This is a genomic window from Streptomyces sp. NPDC001515, from assembly GCF_053597115.1.
Genome location: NZ_JBSFHN010000056.1, coordinates 1 through 17,217 on the forward strand (window position 1 = coordinate 1; position 17,217 = coordinate 17,217).

Genomic DNA, 17,217 nt, shown 5'->3' on the forward strand with positions numbered 1-17,217 from the left:
CCTGATAGCGGAGCTATCCGGGCGTTTCGGCAACGCCGCGAGGTGCCGTGCCAGGCGTCGCGCCCCCGGCCATGACCCACCGGACACGCCCTGGGGCGTCCTGGGCCAGTTCCTCGGCGATGCCCACGTCGCGGACGATCCGGGCGACCCCAGCGATGATCCGCGCGGACTCGATCCGGAACACCGTCTCCACCACGCCCGTTGCCGTCACGGGCACCCATCAGAGCAGCCCGCCCCCGGCCGGGCAAACGCGGCCGGGGGCGGCGGGGCGGACGGTCAGCCGGCGGGCTCGTCGAGGGCCCGGACCTCGCAGGTGACGTTCCAGCTCACCGGGTGGACGCTCAGGAAGCGGCGGGCCCACTCCAGGGCCTCCGCCCGGTCCTTGCACTGGAGGATGGCATAGCCGCCGACGACCTCCTTGGTCTCGGTGAACGGGCCGTCGGTCTGGCTGAGCGTGCCGCCGGACCAGTGGACGCGGGTGCCCTGGGCCGTCGGGGTGAGGCCGGCGGTGTCCAGCATGACGCCCGCCTTGTTGATCTCCTCGAAGAGCGCGGTGACGCGCTCGTCGAAGCCGGGGTCGGGCTCGTAGGACTCGGCGGCCCGCTCGTCCAGGCGGATGAGCGACATGAAGCGCGGCATGGTGACTCCTCGGGTCGGGCGGGCGGGGTCCGTTCCCCTGCCTCTCACCCCTGCGTCGAACGGGCGGCCGCCGGATCGACAGCTCCCGGAGATTCTTTTCGGAAATTCTTCTCCAGGCCCCTCCGCCCCGGCCACCGGGACGCTCCGGTCAGCCGTCCGCCGGCCCCAGCGACTCGAACCGCCAGCGGTGCACCGGACGGGTGACGGCCCCTGCGTCGGGCTCGGGCAGTTCGGGGAAGGCGTCGCCGAGAGCGCCCTCCCACCACGTGATGACGAGCACCCGGTCCTGCGGGGCGCGGAGCAGTTCGCTGCGCAGCGGCGGCCGGGCGAGGGCGGCGGCCTGGGCACGCGCCCACTCCAGCAGCTCCGCGCCCCGGCCCCCGGCGGCGCGGGCCTCCCACATCAGGGCGACGGTCGTTCCGCTCATGAGTAGAGGTTGTCCTTGCTGATCTCGTGCACGTGGTCGTGGTCGTGCGCGTGGCCGTGCGCGCCGGGGACGTGGGGGTCGGTGACCGGCAGCGAGGAGTCCGCGGACAGCTCCAGATCGGAGGCGGGGCGGTTGCGGGCCACCATCTCCGCGCCGAGCGCGGCGACCATGGCCCCGTTGTCGGTGCACAGGCCGGGCCGGGGCACCCGCAGCCGGATCCCGGCCCGCTCGCAGCGCTCCTGGGCGAGCGCCCGCAGCCGGGAGTTGGCCGCGACGCCGCCGCCGATCATCAGGTGGTCGACGCCCTCGTCCTTGCAGGCCCGGACGGCCTTGCGGGTGAGCACATCGACCACGGCCTCCTGGAAGGACGCCGCCACGTCCCGTACCGGCACCTCCTCGCCCGCGGCGCGCTTGGCCTCGATCCAGCGGGCGACGGAGGTCTTCAGACCGGAGAAGGAGAAGTCGTACGCGGGGTCGCGCGAGCCGGTCAGTCCGCGCGGGAAGGCGATGGCGGCGGGGTCTCCCTCCTTCGCGAGGCGGTCGATGACGGGGCCGCCGGGGAAGCCGAGGTCCAGCACCCGGGCGATCTTGTCGAACGCCTCGCCCGCCGCGTCGTCGATGGTCGCGCCGAGCGGCCGCACGTCGCTGGTGATGTCCGGGGCGAGCAGCAGCGAGGAGTGCCCGCCGCTGACCAGGAGCGCCATGGTGGGCTCGGGCAACGGCCCGTGCTCCAGCTGGTCGACGCAGATGTGCGAGGCGAGGTGGTTCACCCCGTAGAGCGGCTTGTTCAGGGCGTACGCGTACGCCTTGGCGGCCGAGACGCCGACGAGCAGGGCCCCGGCGAGGCCGGGTCCGGCCGTGACGGCGATGCCGTCGAGGTCGCGTCCGGCGACCCCGGCCTCCTTCAGCGCGCGCTCGATCGTGGGGACCATGGCCTCCAGATGGGCGCGGGAGGCGATCTCGGGGACGACGCCGCCGAAGCGGGCGTGGGTGTCGACGCTGGACGCGACGGCGTCGGCGAGCAGCGTCGTGCCCCGGACGATGCCGACGCCGGTCTCGTCGCAGGAGGTCTCGATGCCGAGTACGAGCGGTTCGTCAGCCATCAGTCAGTCTCTGTTCCTGTTCCCGGTGCGTGCCCCGGTACGTCGTGGTGTGCGTCCCCGCCCGTGTCCGCGCCCCGCTCCTCGAGCAGGTGGAGGCGCATGACGAGGGCGTCGATGTTGCCGGGCTGGTAGTAGCCGCGGCGGAAGCCGATCGGTTCGAAGCCGAAGCGTTCGTAGAGCTTCTGCGCCCGGAGGTTGTCGACGCGGACCTCCAGCAGCACCTCGGCGCATTCGAAGGCGGTGGCGTGCTTGAGGAGGTCGGTCAGCAGCGCGGCGCCGAGCCCGCCGCCCCAGTGGTCGCGGGTGACGCCGATGGTCTGGACGTCGGCGAGGTCGCCGGCGGCGGCCAGGCCCGCGTAGCCGACGATCCGCCCGGTGCCGGGGTCCTCGGCGACGACGTAGCGACGGGTGGCTCCGGGGCCCCGGGCGTGGGCCAGCTCGGACCAGAACATGCCGGAGGACCAGGCGTCCTCCGGGAACAGCTCGTGCTCCAGGGTGAGCACCGGCTCGATGTCCCACCAGCGCATCTCGCGCAGCACCGCGGTCGTGACGGTCACTGGGGCGTGACCACCTTGTAGTTCTTCGGCACCTGCGCGTCGGGCCTGCGGAGGTAGAGCGGCTGCGGGGGCAGCAGCGCCTCCCCCGCGGCCAGCCGTTCGGCGGCGAGGGCGGCCAGATCGCCGGCCGCCACGTGCTCGGGGCCGCGCGCGTCGGGGAACGCCTCCGGGTAGAGCAGCGCTCCGGCGCCGACGACGGGCAGGCCGGCCAGCCGCTCGGCGAGGTCGGCGGGCCGGTCGACGGCGGGGCCCTCGGTCCGGGTGCGGACGTCCTCGTACCGCGCCCAGTAGACCTCCTTGCGGCGGGCGTCCGTCGCGACGGCGAACGGGCCGGTGAGCCCGGCCCGCCCGGCGCCGTACGCGAGGCCGTCCAGGGTGCACACGCCGTGCACGGGGACGGAGAGCGCCGAGCCGAAGGTGGCGGCCGTGACCAGGCCGACCCTCAGTCCGGTGTACGGGCCGGGGCCGACGCCCACGACCACGTCCGTCACGGCGTCGAGCGTCACCCCGGCCTCGGCGAGGACCCGGTCGACGGCGGGCAGCAGCAGTTCCCCGTGCCGGCGGGCGTCGACCCGGCCGGACGCGGCGACGACGCGGGTCCCGTCGTGGAGGGCGACGGTGACGGCGGGAGTGGCGGTATCCATGGCGAGCAAGAGCACGCAAACAGCCTACGGCGCCGCCGCGGGCGCGGCGGCGCCCCGTACGGCGTCCCGGGAGCGGCCGCCCCGGCTGCTACCGTCACCAGGTGCACGCGAAATACGTGTAAACGCTTGTACGACATACCGCGCAGGCGGGCACGCGGAGAACGGCGAAAGGGGCCGCACGGTGTCAAGGCGCAGCTCGGGAATCGTGGCCGGGCTCACCGCGGCGGCCGTCGCCGTGGTCGGTTTTCTGGCCTACCAGGCGTCGGCGAACGTCCCCGACAACCTCTCCGTCACGCCGAAGCCCTCCGCCAGCGCCCCGGCCAAGGACGGTCACGCCGTCAAGCCGAAGCCGAAGCGGGACCCGCTCGCTGTACCGGCCGCCTCCGGCACGGGCAAGCGCGTGGTCTACGCGCTGCACGACCGCCGGGTGTGGCTGGTGGACGCGCACAACAAGGCGACCCGCACCTTCACGGTGATGCCGGGCACGGTCGGTCCGGCCCCGGGCACCTACCGGGTCACCTCGCGCTCCGGCCGGGTCACCGGCTCGGACGGGGTGCCGATCGAGCACGTGGTCCGCTTCGCCTCCACGGACGACGTGGCGATCGGCTTCAGCGCGGCCCAGGACGGCTCGATGGACGCCCCCGACCCGTCCGTGAAGGCGGGCGGGGTGCGCATGGCGCGGGCGGACGGCTCCGCGGTGTGGACCTTCGCCACGGTGAACGCGACGGTGGTCGTGGTCCCGTAGGAGCCGTGGCCGGGACGGTGCTCCCCTGGGGCGCCGGGCCGGGACCCCCGCCCCCGTGCGGTCAGGACCGCCGCGCGCCCGCGCCCGTGCTCTCGCGCGGCGCGGGCGTTCTGTTTCCGGGCGGCGGGCAGGGCGGGGTGGAGACCGCGGTGGCGGCGGCCCCCGCGGCGAGCAGGTCTCTCATGGACACCGCCCGCGGCGGTCGGGTTTCGCGCTCCGGTGTCGGCATGGACGCCTCCTGGGGCTCTGCGGGAAGGCACGTTAGGCACACCTAACCTGCTCTCGTCCTCCATGTGACCACGCGCGCACCGCCCGGCGCAACATCTTCCCGACACCTTGTCGGAAACAGCCGCGCCGCCCCGGCTACCCGGCCGCCGCCTCCCATGGCGCCCACGACGTGGCACGCAGCCCCGACCAGCGGGGGCCGACACCGACGAGCGTCACCACGCGCCGTTCGTCGTCCGTGTCGCCGACCGCCCGGTCGATCAGCACCCGGAGCCGGTCGTCGGACAGTTCCTCGACCTTGCCGTCGCCCCATTCGACGACCACCACCGACTCCGGCAGCGACACGTCGAGGTCCAGGTCCTCCATCTCGTCGAGCCCGCCGCCCAGCCGGTAGGCGTCGACGTGCACCAGGGCGGGGCCGTCGCCCAGCGGGGGGTGGACGCGGGCGATGACGAAGGTCGGCGAGGTGACGGCGCCCCGCACCCCCAGTCCCTCGCCCAGGCCCCGGGTCAGGGTGGTCTTCCCGGCGCCCAGTTCGCCGGTGAGCATCACCAGGTCACCGGGGCGCAGCACGGACGCGACGCGGCGGCCGAGGGCCCGCATCTGTTCGGGGGAATCGACGGCGAGCGTCAGGGTGACGGTGTCGGGGGCGGCGGGCCCGGCGTCCGGGCCGTTGTGCGGTGCTTCCATGCCCGCCAACGTTAGGGCCTTCGCCGGGTTCAGGGCCTGTCGGCCCCGGGGACGGCGCCCGCCCGTACCAGCAGGTCGGCGAGGCGGTCGGTCACGGTCTCGGGGTGCTCCAGCATCACCAGGTGCCCCGCGTCGGGGACGATGACCAGTTCGGCGTCGGGCAGCCGGTCCGCGAGGGCCTCGCTGTGGGAGCTGGGGGTCACCAGGTCCTTGTCCCCGGCCAGGATCAGCACGGGCACGTCCCGGAACAGCGGGAGGGCGTCCGTCGCGTCGTGCTCGGCGAAGGCCGGGTAGAACTCCGCGACGACGTCGATGGGCGTGGACTCGATGAGCCGCTCCGCGAACCGGGCGACGGCCGGGTCCACGTCCCGGGAGCCGAACGAGTAGCGCTTGATCAGCCCGGCGAACAGGTCCGCGGTGGCCCGCCGGCCCCGTTCCACCAGCTCCGGCTGCGAACCGAGCGCCTTCAGCACCCCGGGGAGCACCCGCCGCACCGCGTTCATCCCGGCCACCGGCAGCCCGAAGCTGACCTCGTTCAGCCGGCCACCGGAGGTGCCGACGAAGGCGACGGCGGCGACCCTCTCGCGCATCAGCTCGGGGTACTGCTCGGCGAAGGACATCACCGTCATCCCGCCCATGGAGTGGCCGACCAGGACGAGCGGCCCCTCGGGCGCGGCGGCGTCGATGACCGCCTTGAGGTCGCGGCCGAGCTGGTCGATGCCGACGTGCACGCCCCGCGCCTGGGCCCGGCCGCGCTCGGAGCGGCCGTGGCTGCGCTGGTCCCAGTGGACGGTGCGGACGAGACCGCGCAGGGCCGCGCGCTGGAAGTGCCAGGAGTCCTGGCCGAGGCAGTAGCCGTGGCTGAAGACGACGGTGACGGGGGCGGGGGCCTTGCGCCCGAAGAGCCGCCGGCGGCGGTGGCCGGACGCGGGTGCTCCGCCCGCCTCGGTACCGCCCGGCTCGGCCTCGTCGATCTCGTAGTACAGCTCGGTGCCGTCGTCCGCGACGGCCCGCCCCGGCAGCCCGCGCAGCGAGCCGTAGGGTCCGGTGGCGTCCAGGGCCAGCCGGGCCCGCTTGCGCATGCTCCGGCCCACCGTCAGCCGCTCGACCGCGACCCCGGCCGCTGCCCCGGCGGCGAGCACGCCTATGGCCGCCCCGGCGATCCCGGCCCGGCGCCATCCGGCCGCCGAGGCGGCCGAAGCCGCGTCCTGCGCGCTGATCCCACTCACCGTGCCGCACTCCTCGTCCGTCGGTCGTCGCTCGTGCCCGGTCAAGGAGCCCGGTCCGGCCCCCGTGCTCCCGAAAGCCGGAGCGCTACGGAGCGTCGTCCCGGTAGACGCGCGGCACCCGGCCGCCGATCCGGGTGACGATCTCGTACGCGATGGTGTCGGCGGCCCGCGCCCAGTCCTCGGCGCTCGGCTCGCCCCGGTCCCCCGGACCGAACAGCACCGCGTCGCTGCCCACCGCCGGCTCGTCGCCGTGCAGATCGACGACGAACTGGTCCATGGCCACCCGGCCCGCGACCGTCCGCCGGGCCCCGCCGACCAGGACCGGGCCGCGCCCCGAAGCATGGCGCGGGATGCCGTCCGCGTAGCCCACGGGCACCAGACCGAGCGTGGTCTCCTCGGACGTCGTGTAGTGGTGCCCATAGCTGATGCCGTGCCCTGCGGGCACCCGCTTGACCAGGGCGACGGAGGCGGCGAGCGTCATCACCGGGCGGAGCCCGAAGTCGGCGGGGGTGCCCAGCTCGGGGCTGGGCGAGATGCCGTACATCGCGATGCCGGTCCGCACCAGGTCGAAGTGGGACGCGGGGACCGTGAGCGTGGCCGGGGAGTTGGCGATGTGCCGCACCTCGGGCTCGACGCCGGCCTTCTCCGCGTACGCCACCATGTCCCGGAAGGTCTCCAGCTGGGCGGTGATCGAGGGGTGGCCGGGCTCGTCGGCGCAGGCGAAGTGGGACCAGAGGCCGGTGACGCGGACGGTGCCGGACCGCTCCGCCGCACGGGCGGCGGCGACCAGTCCGGGCCAGTCGGCGGGCTGGCATCCGTTGCGCCCCAGGCCGGTGTCGGCCTTGAGCTGGATCCTGGCGGGGCGGCCCGCCTGCCCGGCCGCCTCGGTGACCTCGCGCAGCGCCCACATCCCGCTCACGGAGACGTCGACATCGGCCTCGATCGCCTCGCGCCAGGGCCCGCCCGGCGTCCACAGCCAGCACATCACCCGGCCGCCGAGACCGGCGGCGCGCAGCGCCAGCGCCTCCTGCGGGGTCGCGGTGCCCAGCCAGGTCGCCCCGGCCTCCAGCGCGGCGCGCGCACAGCGCTCGGCGCCGTGTCCGTAGGCGTCGGACTTGACCACGGCCATGAGCTGCGCACCGGAGGCCCTGGCGCGCAGAACGCGTACGTTCGCACGCAGTGCGGCAAGGTCGATCTCGGCACGGGCTCTCAAGGACGCGGTCTCGTTCATCGCGCCCAGTCTCTCAGAGCCGCGCCCCCGGGCCCTCGCCCGTGTCCGGAGCGCCGCGCCGAAGCGCAGGTCAGTGGTGGTGCAGCTCGTGCTCCAGCTGGTCGACGAGGACCGGGACGTGGCTGTGCGGAACGTCCTTGACGGCGGTGACGAGGGTCACGGGGCCGTCGTGGACCAGGGCGACCAGCTCGTCCAGGGCCGGGGCGTGGACGGAGTCGGCCAGCTCGGCGCGGTAGCGGTCCACGAAGTCGTCGTAGCGGCCGGCGGGGTCCTGGTGGTACCAGGACCGCAGCTCGGACGAGGGGGTGACGTCCTTGAGCCAGTGGTCGATGGCGGCCTGCTCCTTGGAGACCCCGCGCGGCCAGAGCCGGTCGACGAGGACGCGGGTGCCGTCGTCGTCCTCCCGGGGGTCGTACGCCCGGCGTACCCGCACGTCGGTGCCGCTGTCGCCGCCCATGGCCGGTCTCCTCTCGCCGTCCGCCTCCCAGGATCGCTCAGGCCCGCACGTCCCGCCAGGCCGCCGGGAGGGCGTCCGCGACGTCCTGGGCGGCGACCGGGGAACCGTCGGCGGCGAGCCGGGCGGCGAGGCCGTGCAGATGGGCGCCGACGGACGCGGCGTCGCGCGGGGCGAGTCCGGCGGCCAGCAGCGAGCCGGTCAGTCCGGAGAGCACGTCGCCGCTGCCGGCGGTGGCCAGCCACGGGGTGCCGGTCGGGTTGACCCGGACCGGGGTGTGCGGGTCGTCGGTGGCGACCAGGGTGGTGGAGCCCTTGAGCAGCACGGTGGCGCGGTAGCGGGTGGCCAGGGCGCGTACGGCGGCGAGCCGCCCGGCCTCGACCTCCTCTCGGGCGACGCCGAGCAGCGCGGCGGCCTCCCCGGCGTGCGGGGTGAGCACGGTCGGGGCGGTGCGGGCGCGGACCGCGTCGGCGTCCAGCAGTCGCAGCCCGTCCGCGTCGACGAGCACCGGCACGTCGGTGGCGAGCACGTCGGAGACGGCCAGGGCGGCCTCGGTGCCGTCGCCGAGTCCGGGGCCCACCACCCACGCCTGGACGCGCCCGGCCTCGGACGGCCGCCCGTCGTGGACCAGGGTCTCCGGGTGCCGGGCGATGACGGCCGCGCCGCCCGGCCCGGCGTACCGGACCGCGCCCGCGCCGCCGCGCAGCGCCCCGGAGACGGCGAGCACGGCCGCGCCGGGGTAGCGGGCCGATCCGGCGGCCACGCCGACGACGCCCCGCCGGTACTTGTCGCTCTCGGCGGCGGGCAGCGGCAGCAGCGCGGCGACGTCCGCGTACTGGAGCGCTTCCAGATCGGGGACCTCCGGCAGCTCGGCGCCGAGCCCGATGTCGACGAGGTGGAGGGCGCCGGCGCGTGCGGCGGCCGGGTCGATCAGGAGCGCCGGTTTGTACGCCCCGAAGGTGACGGTCACGTCCGCGCGGACGGCCTCCCCCGGGACCTCACCGGTATCCGCCTCGACGCCGGAGGGCAGGTCGACGGCGAGCATCGGCGCGGGGTGCGCGGCGTACCGCTCGACCAGTCCGGCCGCCGCCGGGCGCAGTCCGCCGCGTCCGCCGATGCCGGTGATCGCGTCCACGACGAGGTCGACGCGGCCGACCCAGTCCCGGTGCGGGCCGAGATGATCGGGGTCCACGACCCGCCCGCCCGCCGCGAGGAGCGCCGCCGTGCCGCCCTCGTGGGCCCGGCCGGGGGTGGCCCGCACGGCCACGACGCCCGCGCCGCGCCGGGCCAGCCGGGCCCCGGCGTACAGCGCGTCGCCGCCGTTGTCGCCGGTGCCGACGAGGAGGACGACCCGGGAGCCGTAGACGCGGCCGGTGCGGCGCAGCAGATCGGCGCAGGCGGCGGCGAGCCCGGCGGCGGCGCGCCGCATCAGCGCGCCCTCCGGCAGCCGTGCCATGAGGGCCTGCTCGGCGGCCCGTACGGTGGAGACGCTGTAGGCGGTACGCATGGCACCAACGTAGGCGCGAACACCGCTCCGCGCCCCGGTTCACGCGGAGGCGCGGAGACCGCTCCCGGCACCGGTCGACGCGTGGACGCGAACACCGCGCCCCGCGCGGCGCGAAGACCACTCCCCGCACCGGTCGACGCGTGGACGCGAACACCGCGCCCGGCGCGGCGCGGGGGCGCGTACACCGCTCCCCGCCCGGCGCGGGCCCCGGACACGCACCCGCTCCGCTTCGCCCGCCCGGCGCGGACCGGGCACGACCACCGCGCCGGCTCACCCCTCGGCGATCACCACCGCCGAGGCGACGCCGGCGTCGTGGCTGAGCGAGACGTGCCAGTGGCGCACGCCGAGCGCGGCGGCGCGGGCGGCGACGGTGCCGCGCACCCGCAGCCGGGGCCGGCCGCCCTCCTCGACGTACACCTCGGCGTCCGTCCAGAGCAGTCCGGCGGGCGCGCCTAGCGCCTTGGCCAGGGCTTCCTTGGCGGCGAAGCGGGCGGCCAGCGAGGCGACCCCGCGCCGCTCGCCGTCGGGCAGCAGCAGCTCGGCGTCGACGAACAGCCGCCGGGCCAGCAGCGGTGTGCGGCGCAGCGCGGCGTCGAACCGCTCGATCTCCGCCACATCGATCCCCACCCCGATGATCACGTACGCACCTTCGTTCTCTCCCGGCTCACTCCACGGTGACGGACTTCGCCAGATTGCGCGGCTGGTCCACCTCGTTGCCGCGGGCGGTGGCCAGTTCGCAGGCGAAGACCTGCAAGGGCACGGTCGCGACCAGCGGCTGAAGCAGCGTAGGCGTTGCGGGGACGCGGATGAGGTGGTCGGCGTACGGGACGACCTCGTCGTCGCCCTCTTCGGCGATGACGACGGTGCGGGCGCCGCGGGCGCGGATCTCCTGGATGTTGGAGACGATCTTGTCGTGCAGGACGGAGCGGCCGGCCGGGGACGGGACGACCACGACGACCGGCAGCCCGTCCTCGATGAGCGCGATGGGCCCGTGTTTCAGCTCGCCCGCGGCGAACCCCTCGGCGTGCATGTAGGCGAGTTCCTTGAGCTTCAGCGCGCCCTCCAGCGCGACCGGGTAGCCGACGTGCCGGCCGAGGAAGAGCACGGTGTCGTGGCCGGCGAGCGAGCGGGCGAGCGCGCGCACCGGCTCCATCGTCTCCAGGACCCGGTCGACGGAGCGGGAGATCTCGGAGAGCTGGCGGATGACGGCGCCGATCTCGTCGCCCCAGGTGGTGCCGCGGACCTGGCCGAGGTAGAGCGCGACGAGGTAGCAGGCGACGAGCTGGGTGAGGAACGCCTTGGTGGAGGCGACGGCGACCTCGGGCCCGGCGTGGGTGTAGAGCACGGCGTCGGACTCGCGGGGGATGGTGGAGCCGTTGGTGTTGCAGATGGCGAGGACCTTGGCGCCCTGTTCGCGGGCGTGCCGCAGGGCCATCAGGGTGTCCATGGTCTCGCCGGACTGGGAGATGGCGATGACCAGGGTGTGCGGGTCCAGGATCGGGTCGCGGTAGCGGAACTCGCTGGCCAGCTCGGTCTCGCAGGGGATGCGGGTCCAGTGCTCGATGGCGTACTTGGCGATCATCCCGGCGTGGAAGGCGGTGCCGCAGGCGACGACGACGACCTTGTGGACCTCGCGCAGTTCGCCGGGGGTGATGCGGACCTCGTCGAGGTGGAGGGTGCCCTCGGGGCCGATGCGGCCGAGGAGGGTGTCGGTGACGGCCTTGGGCTGTTCGGCGATCTCCTTGAGCATGAAGGAGGCGTAGCCGCCCTTCTCGGCGGCGGAGGCGTCCCAGTCCACGTGGTACGCGCGGGTCTCGGCGGGCGCGCCGTCGAAGCCGGTCACGGTGACGCCCTCCCGGCGCAGCTCCACGACCTGGTCCTGGCCGAGTTCGACCGCCGAGCGGGTGTGGGCGATGAAGGCGGCGACATCGGAGGCGAGGAAGGCCTCGTCCTCGCCGATGCCGACGACGAGCGGGGAGTTGCGCCGGGCGCCGACGACCACGTCCGGGGCGTCCGCGAAGACGGCCACCAGGGTGAAGGCCCCCTCCAGGCGGCGGCAGACCTGGCGCATGGACTCGGCCGGGTCCCCGCTCTGCGCGTACGCCTCGGCGAGGAGGTGAGCGACGACCTCGGTGTCGGTCTCGGAGCGCAGATCGTGGCCCCGGCCGCCGAGTTCGGTGCGGAGCGCGGCGAAGTTCTCGATGATGCCGTTGTGGACGACGGCGACGCGTCCGGCGTTGTCGAGGTGCGGGTGGGCGTTGGCGTCGGTGGGGCCGCCGTGGGTGGCCCACCGGGTGTGGCCGATGCCGGCGCCGCCGACCGGCAGCGGCCCTTCGGCCAGCGCCTTCTCCAGGTTGACGAGCTTTCCGGCCCGCTTGGCGGCGGCCAGCCCGCCGTCGGCGAGGACCGCGATCCCGGCGGAGTCGTAGCCCCGGTACTCCAGCCGTTTGAGACCCGCGACGACGACGTCCTGCGCCGACTGCCCACCGACGTAACCCACGATTCCGCACATGGCTGCCCTTTTCTGCCGATTACCCCCTATTCATCGCATATTCGCAGAAGCGAGGCCCTTTTCAAGCCCTGCGCGCGAGGCGCCCCCGCCCCGGTTCGCCGCCCGGCCGCCCTTCACGGGGCGTACGGCGGCTCGCCCAAAGCGTGCGAGAGGCGGTTCGCCACCTCTGCGACTGTGAAGTCCCATCCGGTGAGACGCGGCCCGCTCCAGTTGATCCCCACCCGGATGCCCTCCTCGGCCAACGCGGGCAGAGCCGCGTCCCGCCAGTGCTCCAACGGCAGGGAAACGGCCCCGAACGACGGCCCCCACACCCGGGCGGCGTGGTCCGCACGGGACGCGGACGACCAGTAGGGAAAGGCCCGCTGCCCCGAACCCGTCACCGGGACCGGGCTGCCCTCGTCGTCCCGGACCCACCACACGGTCCGGGTCAGGACGACGTCACGGAAGAACGCCGCCGTCTGCGCCGCGCTCGCACTCACCCGAAGTCCCCGTCCCTGCCGATGTGATGGGATCACCGCGCCGTTCCGGCACCCCTCCCCGGGGGTGGAGGGGACTGTACCCCCGCCCCCACCCGAACGGCGGCCGGGCTCCCCCCAAGGAGTCCGGCCGCCGCGTTCAGTGGTGCCGCTGTTCCGTTGGTCCGCCGGTCATCCCGGGGGTCAGCAGGTGCCGGACGGGCGGTCGCGCTTGACGAGGTCGGTGTAGCCGGTGGTGCCGTCGAGCCAGACGACGCGCTGTCCCTCGTCGGAGTCGCCGAACGCCTGCTCGCCGCGGTTGCAGGAGACGCGTCGCGGGCCGCCCTTGCCGTCGGGCGCGACCTGGTAGAGCTTCATCATCGTGTCGTTGGCCCACCAGGTGGCCGGCAGGACGGTGGAGACGTTGACGGCGTCGTCGGAGGCGGAGAGTGAGTAGGCGTGGAGGGAGCCCGCGCCCGCCTCCGGGGTGATGGTGAGGGGGTTGGTGCCGTCGGGGTTCGCGCGGCGGACGGCGGCCCGGCCGTCGTCGGTGGCGTCGTCGTCCTCGATCCAGAAGACGCCGTCGTCGGTGATCGCGGTCTGGCCGACGCCCATGACGTCGGGGTCGACGGGCATCGAGGTCGTGGTGTGGGTGGCGCCGTCGAAGACGTCGACGCCGAGGACCGGGTCGCCGTTCGCGCCGGGGGCCAGCTTGACGAAGGCGATCTTGCCGTCCTTGACGGAGGGCAGGCCGGAGACGCGGGCGGGGCGTCCGCCGTCGACCAGGCCGACCTCGCCGGTCTTCATGTTGACGTAGCGGACGTTGGTGACGCCGTACTGCGGGTTGACGACGGTGTAGGCGACGTAGTCGCCGTCCACGACGAGACCGGAGACGTTGCTGCCGATGGCGTCGACCACCTTGGCGAGGCCGCCGCCGACCGGGCGCGCCATGATCTTGACGCCGTCGCTGCTGTAGTCGGCCCAGACGACCGTCTTGCCGTCGGTGTTGGCGTAGACGTTGTAGTCGCCGTTGTTGGCGCTCACCAGCTGCGGCCGGCCCTTGCCGGAGGTGCTGCCCAGCCACACCGAGTAGGGCTCGCTGCCGTCCTCGTTGGAGCGGGAGACGACGTACGTGCCGCCGGCGGCGCCGACGCCGGTGTTGTAGATGTTGACCTTGGACATCAGGGTGTCGGTGTCGACGCCGAGCGCCTTCTCCCAGCCGGGGACGATCCCGTGCGCGTCGAAGGAGCGCGTGACGATCTTGAGCTGGGCCTTGGTGGCGCCCAGCTCCTTCGCGGCCGCGACGACCGCGGCGCGGCCCTCGGTGAAGCCGTCGAGCGGGGTCATGTACGCGGAGAGCGCGCGGTAGACGATCTGGTCGGCGAACTCGGCGCCGAGGTCCTGGCGCATGTCCCACAGGGAGCCGGAGAAGATCGTGGAGTTGAGGTGGACGCCGCCGTTGTCACCGCCGTAGGTGACGCCGATGAAGTTCTTCGACGTGGTGGCGCCGTCGTTCAGGTCGCGCAGGGCGCACTCGCGCGGGCCGAGCGTCGTGCACAGGTCCTCGCCGAGGAGACCGGAGTCCGGGTCGTCCATCGACTGGCCGTTGGCCTCCAGGTCGATGGCGTTGCCGAAGTAGTCGGCTATGGCCTCGTTCATCGCGCCGGACTGGCCCGCGTACACCAGGTTCGCGGTGTGGGTGACGACGCCGTGGGTCATCTCGTGGCCGACGACGTCGGTGTCGGCGGAGAAGGTGCGGTAGTCGCCGCCGCCCTGGCCGTAGACCATCTTCTGGCCGTCCCAGAAGGCGTTGTTGTACGGCTTGCCGTTGCTGACGACTCCGACCAGGGAGTAGATGAAGCCGTCCTTGTCGTCCAGGCCCTTCCGGCCGAAGTGGTTCTTGTAGTAGTCGTACACCTTGCCGGCCGCCCAGTGGGCGTCCACGGCACCGGAGTCGGTGTAGTCCTCGCCGAGCTCCGGGGTGGCGGGCGAGAAGTACGTGACGCCCGCGGGCCAGACGCCGGAGGCGCTGGCAGCCTCACGGCCGCGCGCGTCGTAGGTGGCGATCATGGGGCCGTCGAGCGGGGAGTCGGCTGCCCGGCGGCCGTAGTCGATCATCTGGAGGGAACCCTTGATGTCCCGGTACAGATTGATGTCGACCTTCTGGCCGTTGTAGCGGACGCCGCTTCCGTTGACGACGAGCTCGTCGCCGGCGGGGAGCGTCGAGGCGGGGTCGACGGTCTCCGCACCCTGCGCGGGCCCGGTGGCCCCGCCCGTCGCGTCGAAGGTCTGGATACCGCTGTACCGCATGACCGGGAAGCCGGAGTGCGCGTCGATGTACACCTCCTGCTGGACCGGCGAGCCGTCGGCCGGGTTCGTGCCCGTGACGGTGATGTGCCGGGTCAGCACACCGGTGCCCTGCGGAAGGATCGTGACGTCGCCCGCCGTGCCGGTGAAGTCGGCCTTCCCGGGCTTCGCGCCCTTGGCCGGGGCGCGCAGGAGGCCGCGGTCGAACTGCGCGGCGACCTCGCCGACGGCACGCTCGATCGCGGTCTTCTCCGAGACCTTCGGGGCGACCGTGTCCAGCTTCAGCTCGGTGAAGTAGGTGCCGGAGGTGCCGGTGACGGCGCGCTTGCCGTCCTTCTTCGTCATCCGGACCACGTACTGACCGCCGAGGACCGGGACGCCCCGGTACTTCTGCTGGAGCCGGACCGTCTCCTTACCGCCCTTCTCGGTGGTGGTGCCGAGGGAGGCGAGGTCCTTCGCCGAGGTGTCCGCGATGTGGTAGCGGCCGGACTTGGCCCTGAGGTGGCCACGTGCGGCGTCGGCCGCCGGGACGGTCGCGGACACCTGCTCGTTCAGACCGGTCACGAGCGACGGGGTGTCCGTCCCGGTGCCGGGGGTGAGGTCGGACGCGGCCGCCGCCGGCGCGGTGTCCGCGTGGGCGGCGGGCAGGGCCGTCATGACGAGACCGGCTGCGGCGAGCAGGGCCGCCACGCCCTGGCCGACGGCCATGCCGCCACGGGCTCCTGACGATCTGACCGCTCTGCGTGCTGAGCTCCGCACGGTGGTTCCCTCCAGTGGCACGAATGGGCTTCACGGGGTTCGCGAGGTCTTCGCTGCCGCCATGGAAGTGGGGTCACGGGCCGCAGACAATGCGTGGCCGATGGCCACTAGTGGGGGTGCCCACTTGTCTGCACTCCCGCCGTACGGGCTGCGCCGCGCCCGGGTACGGAGGTAAGAGGGACACCCGTTTTGCATGATCATGCGAGATGATGCATAATCTTCCTATGTCTAAGGTCCTCACCTCCCTGCCGGCCGGCGAGCGCGTCGGCATCGCCTTCTCGGGCGGGCTCGACACCTCGGTCGCGGTCGCGTGGATGCGCGACAAGGGTGCCGTCCCGTGCACCTACACCGCCGACATCGGTCAGTACGACGAGCCGGACATCGCCTCCGTGCCGGGCCGCGCCAAGGCGTACGGCGCCGAGCTGGCCCGCCTGGTCGACTGCCGCGCCGCGCTCGTCGAGGAGGGCCTGGCCGCGCTCACCTGCGGCGCTTTCCACATCCGCTCGGGCGGTCGCGCGTACTTCAACACCACGCCGCTGGGCCGCGCCGTCACCGGCACCCTCCTGGTGCGCGCGATGCTCGAGGACAACGTGCAGATCTGGGGCGACGGCTCCACCTTCAAGGGCAACGACATCGAGCGGTTCTACCGCTACGGTCTGCTCGCCAACCCGCACCTGCGCATCTACAAGCCCTGGCTGGACGCGGACTTCGTCACGGAGCTCGGCGGCCGCAAGGAGATGTCGGAGTGGCTGGTCGCCCACGGCCTGCCGTACCGCGACAGCACCGAGAAGGCGTACTCCACGGACGCCAACATCTGGGGCGCCACCCACGAGGCGAAGACCCTGGAGCACCTGAACACCGGTGTGGAGACCGTCGAGCCGATCATGGGCGTGCGGTTCTGGGACCCCTCGGTCGAGATCGAGACCGAGGACGTCACGATCGGCTTCGACCAGGGCCGCCCGGTGACCATCAACGGCGAGAAGTTCGAGTCCGCCGTCGCCCTGGTCATGGCGGCCAACGCCATCGGCGGCCGCCACGGCATGGGCATGTCGGACCAGATCGAGAACCGGATCATCGAGGCCAAGAGCCGCGGCATCTACGAGGCCCCGGGCATGGCCCTGCTGCACGCCGCGTACGAGCGCCTGGTCAACGCGATCCACAACGAGGACACCCTCGCCCAGTACCACAACGAGGGCCGCCGCCTCGGCCGCCTGATGTACGAGGGCCGCTGGCTGGACCCGCAGGCGCTCATGGTGCGCGAGTCCCTCCAGCGCTGGGTCGGCGCGGCCGTCACCGGCGAGGTGACGCTGCGGCTGCGGCGCGGCGAGGACTACTCGATCCTCGACACCACGGGCCCGGCGTTCAGCTACCACCCGGACAAGCTCTCCATGGAGCGCACCGAGGACTCCGCGTTCGGCCCCGTCGACCGCATCGGCCAGCTCACCATGCGCAACCTCGACATCGCCGACTCCCGCGCCAAGCTGGAGCAGTACGCCGGCATCGGCCTCATCGGCACCGCCAACCCGGCCATCGGCGCGGCCCAGGCCGCCGCGACCGGTCTGATCGGCACCCTGCCGGAGGGCGGCGCCGAGGCCATCGCCTCCCGCGGCGAGGTCTCCGACGACGACGAGATGCTGGACCGCGCCGCGATGGAGTTCGGCACGGACTAGTACCGCGCCGGGACACCGCGACACGCACACAGTCACCGCGACGCGTCCGTACACAGACCGGCC

17 protein-coding genes are annotated in these 17,217 nt (G+C 73.7%); 2 read left to right on the forward strand and 15 right to left on the reverse strand.

The window, feature by feature from the left end; translation table 11 throughout:
* Positions 1–13 precede the first annotated feature (13 nt).
* The 6 genes from ACWCXC_RS35735 to tsaB all read right to left on the reverse strand — a co-directional run bounded on the left by ACWCXC_RS35735 (position 14) and on the right by tsaB (position 3,370).
* A complete protein-coding gene (locus tag ACWCXC_RS35735; protein WP_450891686.1) occupies positions 14–211 on the reverse strand; it encodes a hypothetical protein in 198 nt (65 codons plus the stop codon).
* Between the two features lie 65 nt (positions 212–276).
* Positions 277–639: a YciI family protein gene (locus tag ACWCXC_RS35740; protein WP_450891675.1), complete on the reverse strand. Its 363-nt coding sequence runs from the start codon at positions 637–639 to the stop codon at positions 277–279.
* 148 nt (positions 640–787) lie between these two features.
* The gene (locus ACWCXC_RS35745; RefSeq protein WP_450891676.1) at positions 788–1,066 is read right to left on the reverse strand and encodes a hypothetical protein; all 279 of its coding nucleotides are present in this window, start codon (positions 1,064–1,066) and stop codon (positions 788–790) included.
* Entirely contained in the window at positions 1,063–2,169 is a 1,107-nt protein-coding gene (gene tsaD / locus ACWCXC_RS35750) for a tRNA (adenosine(37)-N6)-threonylcarbamoyltransferase complex transferase subunit TsaD (protein WP_450683862.1), read from the reverse strand. The genes ACWCXC_RS35745 and tsaD overlap by 4 nt, the downstream gene beginning before the upstream one ends.
* Complete coding sequence (gene rimI / locus ACWCXC_RS35755) at positions 2,169–2,726, reverse strand: ribosomal protein S18-alanine N-acetyltransferase (protein ID WP_450891677.1); 558 nt, start codon at positions 2,724–2,726, stop codon at positions 2,169–2,171. Before rimI ends, tsaD begins: the two co-directional genes overlap by 1 nt.
* Entirely contained in the window at positions 2,723–3,370 is a 648-nt protein-coding gene (gene tsaB / locus ACWCXC_RS35760) for a tRNA (adenosine(37)-N6)-threonylcarbamoyltransferase complex dimerization subunit type 1 TsaB (RefSeq protein WP_450683887.1), read from the reverse strand. The genes rimI and tsaB overlap by 4 nt, the downstream gene beginning before the upstream one ends.
* A gap of 205 nt (positions 3,371–3,575) precedes the next feature.
* Between tsaB and ACWCXC_RS35765 the strand changes: the two genes are divergently transcribed.
* Complete coding sequence (locus tag ACWCXC_RS35765) at positions 3,576–4,115, forward strand: hypothetical protein (RefSeq protein ID WP_450683886.1); 540 nt, start codon at positions 3,576–3,578, stop codon at positions 4,113–4,115.
* 363 nt (positions 4,116–4,478) lie between these two features.
* Here ACWCXC_RS35765 and tsaE read toward each other — a convergent pair whose 3' ends face one another.
* From tsaE to ACWCXC_RS35810, 9 genes are all read right to left on the reverse strand, one after another.
* Entirely contained in the window at positions 4,479–5,030 is a 552-nt protein-coding gene (tsaE, locus tag ACWCXC_RS35770) for a tRNA (adenosine(37)-N6)-threonylcarbamoyltransferase complex ATPase subunit type 1 TsaE (protein ID WP_450683860.1), read from the reverse strand.
* Between the two features lie 29 nt (positions 5,031–5,059).
* Entirely contained in the window at positions 5,060–6,259 is a 1,200-nt protein-coding gene (locus tag ACWCXC_RS35775; RefSeq protein WP_450683859.1) for an alpha/beta fold hydrolase, read from the reverse strand.
* 85 nt (positions 6,260–6,344) lie between these two features.
* A complete protein-coding gene (alr, locus tag ACWCXC_RS35780; RefSeq protein WP_450891678.1) occupies positions 6,345–7,490 on the reverse strand; it encodes an alanine racemase in 1,146 nt (381 codons plus the stop codon).
* Positions 7,491–7,560: 70 nt separating this feature from the next.
* Positions 7,561–7,947: a DUF488 domain-containing protein gene (locus ACWCXC_RS35785; RefSeq protein ID WP_450683857.1), complete on the reverse strand. Its 387-nt coding sequence runs from the start codon at positions 7,945–7,947 to the stop codon at positions 7,561–7,563.
* Positions 7,948–7,984: 37 nt separating this feature from the next.
* On the reverse strand, positions 7,985–9,451 hold the full coding sequence (locus ACWCXC_RS35790; RefSeq protein ID WP_450891679.1) for an NAD(P)H-hydrate dehydratase: 1,467 nt from the start codon (positions 9,449–9,451) through the stop codon (positions 7,985–7,987).
* Positions 9,452–9,721: 270 nt separating this feature from the next.
* Entirely contained in the window at positions 9,722–10,090 is a 369-nt protein-coding gene (locus tag ACWCXC_RS35795; protein WP_450683855.1) for a holo-ACP synthase, read from the reverse strand.
* Positions 10,091–10,115: 25 nt separating this feature from the next.
* Positions 10,116–11,963: a glutamine--fructose-6-phosphate transaminase (isomerizing) gene (glmS, locus tag ACWCXC_RS35800; RefSeq protein WP_450891680.1), complete on the reverse strand. Its 1,848-nt coding sequence runs from the start codon at positions 11,961–11,963 to the stop codon at positions 10,116–10,118.
* 113 nt (positions 11,964–12,076) lie between these two features.
* A complete protein-coding gene (locus ACWCXC_RS35805; protein WP_450891681.1) occupies positions 12,077–12,442 on the reverse strand; it encodes a DUF2750 domain-containing protein in 366 nt (121 codons plus the stop codon).
* A gap of 180 nt (positions 12,443–12,622) precedes the next feature.
* On the reverse strand, positions 12,623–15,433 hold the full coding sequence (locus ACWCXC_RS35810; RefSeq protein ID WP_450891682.1) for a M4 family metallopeptidase: 2,811 nt from the start codon (positions 15,431–15,433) through the stop codon (positions 12,623–12,625).
* A 275-nt stretch (positions 15,434–15,708) separates the two neighbouring features.
* On the opposite strand from ACWCXC_RS35810, the gene argG reads away from it, so the two are divergent.
* The gene (gene argG, locus ACWCXC_RS35815; protein WP_383639946.1) at positions 15,709–17,154 is read left to right on the forward strand and encodes an argininosuccinate synthase; all 1,446 of its coding nucleotides are present in this window, start codon (positions 15,709–15,711) and stop codon (positions 17,152–17,154) included.
* Positions 17,155–17,217 lie beyond the last annotated feature (63 nt).